Genomic DNA, 3,843 nt, shown 5'->3' on the forward strand with positions numbered 1-3,843 from the left:
TTCAATGATGAAACGCTTTGATAACATCGCTCTATCCCAAGATGATATTGGCTGACGTTTCATATTACTTCGTTGACCTGTAATAAAATTAACGCCTTGCTCAGCAAGTTCCGCTTTTAAGTTTGCCGATACATAACCTTTATCAGCGTATAAACTACCTGTAACATTATCGACGATATCTGGTACAGGTTTCCTATCATCAACATTACCAGCGGTCACTTTCTGCTAATAAACCACCTTCATCATTCATGATGAGGTGAAGTTTAAAGCCATAAAACCAGCCCATTGTTCCTTTGCCTCGTTTGGCTTCTCCCGCGAAAACTTGGTGGTGAGGAATACGCATGTTGTGACACACCTTGAGAGAAGTGGAGTCGATAAATGCAATGCCTGTTGGTTTATCGAATCGCTGTTTCAGATAGCTACACAAAGCAGGTAACGTAGTCTGAAGTAACTTCAACATACGTGTATAGCTGACTAAATCAGGAAAATAATGTCGCCAATACTGACAAACAAATTTGGTGTAGTAAGTTTTAAAGTCGCGATAACCTGATTGATGAAAGGCAATTAATATAGTCATCACTTCGCTAGAGGATAGTCGAGACGGCTTAATGCGTTGCTTTTCACCTGATTCTATTAGGTGTTAAAGCCATTGAGGTTCAAACAATAAACAAAAATCATCGACATCTACGTAAATTGCATCTAAGTTATTCATGCCCTTGCCTCGGTAATCTTATGTTTCTTGGTCGAAAGATCTGATCACCGCAAGGGCATTTAGTTCCACTTCTTCTGTGCAGCTCAGGTTAACTAAGTGTGTATTACCTTTATATAGGGAGAACGAATAACGCTTAAATTAATGATTTATACTTAAGTTGTCTACTATTTGGTCGATAAGTAGGTATTCTGAAATGGAGGCAATGATTATGAAAGTGGGTGGATTGGGGTATCAACCTGAAAACAAGTATGGTTTTTCTCAAAATAAACCAAACGAAATAGCACAAAACGCATCGTCTAAAGACGTGTTTACCATGTCTCAACGACTAACAATTGCAAGTCAAATCTCGTATCAAAAAATGATGGGGGCAATGCCATTTGAAAGTAAAGTTGAGCCTACCAAGCCTGAAGACTTATTCGATTTTGAAGAAATAGCAAAGAATGTATTATCTTTTGTTAAAGGTGCTATTTTAGGTGCGAAAGCAGATGGAGCAGATAATGACAAGCTTACCAACATGTTTGAGCAAGCACGCAAAGGCGTCGAACAAGGAATTGGTGAGGCTGTTGAGGAATTAAAAGATAGTGAGCTGTATACCGACGAAATTGAGCAAGGTATTGAGAAAAGTCGAGAGTTAATTTTTGACGGTTTGGATGAGTTTGAGCAATCGATATTCAACCCAGAAAAAAAGGGTCCTTCTGATGCCGCTTTTAATGGTCAAAACTTTTATCAGTTAGATAATGGTGCAAGCTTTGAAATTAAAACAGCTGAAGGTGATATTATTAAGCTGACTTATAATAGCCAGTTCAGTTCATCAGAGCAGTTATCATATAACAAGAGCGAAGAAGGCGAGTCGTTGAGTTATTCGTCTTCTCAATCGAGTTCACAAGCTTACTCATTTTCAGTCGAAGGTGATTTGAATGAAGATGAAGTAGCGGCAATTAATGAACTTATGTCAGATTTGCAAGAAGTTAGTAACGAGTTCTTTAATGGCTCGCTTGATGAAGCCTTTGAGCAAGCAAAAAATCTAAACTTGGACTCCCCACAATTGGTGGCTATGTCGATGAACTTGCAGCAAACAGAAGTCAGAGCAAGTGTGCGAGAATACCAAACGACGCAACCCGGTCGAGAAATTGCTAAGCAATTTGAACCAATAAATGAAGGGCTAAAAGAAAGCTATGACAAAGCGAAGCCACTCAATATTGAAAATCAATTGACGCAACTATTAACTTGGTTGAATCAACAGCAGGCCAATAAAGAGAATCTGTTGGATTACAGTACCAGCTTTTTTGAACAGCTAAATCAAAAGCAACAAAAAGAAAGCTAGGCCATCGCTTGTGAATTAAAAAATCTATGGCAAACTACTCGGGTTAATAACGTATTAGGTCGGGTAGTTTGGCTAAACACATTGTTGTATTTGATTCTGGCATTGGTGGCACATCGGTACTTGAACATATTCAAGCGAGTTTACCGAGTGCAAAATTCAGCTATCTTATGGACAACAAATACCTGCCGTACGGAAAACGCTCTTCACAATTTTTAATGCTGCGTATTACTAATCTGTTAACGCAATTTATTAAAGTAATTGAGCCTGTCGATATATTGGTTGTTGCCTGTAATACAGCCAGCACACAAACATTAGTGCAACTTCGCGCACAATTTGATTTTCCTATCGTAGGCGTTGTACCAGCAATTAAACCAGCTGCAGAGAAATCCTTACGCAAACGAATTGGCGTATTAGCAACGCCTGCAACAGTTGCAAATGAATACACCGCAACATTGATTGATGATTTTGCAAGAAGCTGTGAAGTTGACTTATATGGTTCCAGCGAACTTGTAAGATTAGCTGAATACAAATTCTGGTTTAATACATTAGATATGCAAGCGTTAGCTCAAGAACTTGATAAATTAGCAATAAACAGTGAAATTGATCATTTAGTTTTGGGGTGTACGCATTTTCCAATTATTGCAAATGAACTTAAACAGTTAATAAAGCATGATTTACAACTACTCGATTCTGGTGAGGCAATCGCGAATCGTGTATCGAGTCTCATTGGCGAGTGTAATGTGGTAGATAATAAAAAGCAGCCGATAGATTATTATGCTACGGCTGCTTTAGAACAGACTAAATTAAAAATCTCCGTGATTAATGATTAACACTATCATCCGAAGAATTATTGTCATCTGACTTTTGTTTCGCTTCACGAACTTTTAAAGTGCGCTGTTGAAACTCTTTATCATTTAATGCCGAGATAATTTTATCGGCATCCTTTTCTGCGACTTCTACAAAACCAAAGCCGCGACGTTTACCAGTATGCTTATCCTTTAGTAGGCGAACAGAGAATATTTTCCCGTGTTGTTCAAATAAACTTCTAACAACCGCTTCGTTTGCCTTATAAGGTAAATTACCAACATAAAGTGATTTACTTGCTTCTTTCTTTTCAGTTGCACCATGAGCAGAAAAGCTTGCAAGAACACCACCAATCAAAATGCCTACAGCAATAGCCAAAGATGAACTTGTAAGTACTGATGATAATGCAAAATGAACTACGGCATAGCCGATAAGAGATGCGATAAAAATTATTATTAATGATTTTTGTTGCGATGAACTCATTTTAAAGATTCCGAATTACACAAATTAAACATAAAATTAACAAATGTTCATGCTTATCTTATCTTACTTTGCTCACAAGGCAATAATATCAGAACAAATAAGCGGTAAAATTATTTAAGTTAAGTTTAAAAAGCCCATTAAACAGGCAAAAACGTACAAAAATGAGCTGTTTTGTACGTATTTCGCCCAAACGATCCAAAAAACTAAAAAAAGTTTGAAATAGGGGTTGATCCAAATCCGGATCTCTCTATAATGCGCCTCCACCAACACGGGGAACGACGCAGCATAGCAGCGAATCACGAATTGGTTGAGTCAAGTAAAACTGAGTTTTGAAACTTTCTTAAAATAAAAAGAAAATAATCAAAATTAAGTCTTGACAAAAAAATAGGAAAGCGTAACATACGCAGCCCTAACAGCGACGAAGCGTCGCAGCAAACACAAGGTTGTTTGCACTGTTCTTTAAAAATTTAAGCAATCATCTGTGTGGGCACTCGTACAGATTAAGTTCTAACATACGCTT

At 37.6% G+C, this 3,843-nt stretch carries 5 protein-coding genes; 2 read left to right on the plus strand and 3 right to left on the minus strand.

Annotated elements, in window-relative coordinates:
• Together AN214_RS23215 and AN214_RS23220 are read right to left on the minus strand one after the other, a co-directional pair.
• Nucleotides 1–219: transposase (locus AN214_RS23215; protein ID WP_152960840.1), on the minus strand; the 219-nt coding region annotated here is incomplete at its 3' end.
• The gene (locus tag AN214_RS23220) at nt 206–577 is read right to left on the minus strand and encodes a transposase (RefSeq protein WP_082428659.1); all 372 of its coding nucleotides are present in this window, start codon (nt 575–577) and stop codon (nt 206–208) included. The genes AN214_RS23215 and AN214_RS23220, both read right to left, overlap by 14 nt.
• A 328-nt stretch (nt 578–905) precedes the next feature.
• Here AN214_RS23220 and AN214_RS21450 point away from each other — a divergent pair, with 328 nt between their 5' ends.
• Together AN214_RS21450 and murI are read left to right on the plus strand one after the other, a co-directional pair.
• Nucleotides 906–2,036 carry a DUF5610 domain-containing protein gene (locus AN214_RS21450; protein WP_152960841.1) on the plus strand — a complete coding sequence of 377 codons (1,131 nt, stop codon included), beginning with the start codon at nt 906–908 and terminating at the stop codon, nt 2,034–2,036.
• 68 nt (nt 2,037–2,104) lie between these two features.
• Entirely contained in the window at nt 2,105–2,866 is a 762-nt protein-coding gene (murI, locus tag AN214_RS21455) for a glutamate racemase (protein WP_054981579.1), read from the plus strand.
• Here the strand turns inward: murI and AN214_RS21460 are convergent.
• Complete coding sequence (locus AN214_RS21460; RefSeq protein ID WP_054981580.1) at nt 2,856–3,323, minus strand: RNA-binding protein; 468 nt, start codon at nt 3,321–3,323, stop codon at nt 2,856–2,858. The two genes, murI and AN214_RS21460, sit on opposite strands and share 11 nt — an antisense overlap.
• Nucleotides 3,324–3,843 lie beyond the last annotated feature (520 nt).

The organism is Pseudoalteromonas sp. P1-9 (assembly GCF_001399975.1).
Classification (GTDB): Bacteria; Pseudomonadota; Gammaproteobacteria; order Enterobacterales; family Alteromonadaceae; genus Pseudoalteromonas.

Coding starts and splice junctions, on each gene's coding strand:
- AN214_RS23220 (WP_082428659.1), bottom strand. CDS start 577: ATGACTATATTAATTGCCTTTCATCAATCAGGTTATCGCGACTTTAAA.
- AN214_RS21450 (WP_152960841.1), top strand. CDS start 906: ATGGAGGCAATGATTATGAAAGTGGGTGGATTGGGGTATCAACCTGAA.
- AN214_RS21460 (WP_054981580.1), bottom strand. CDS start 3,323: ATGAGTTCATCGCAACAAAAATCATTAATAATAATTTTTATCGCATCT.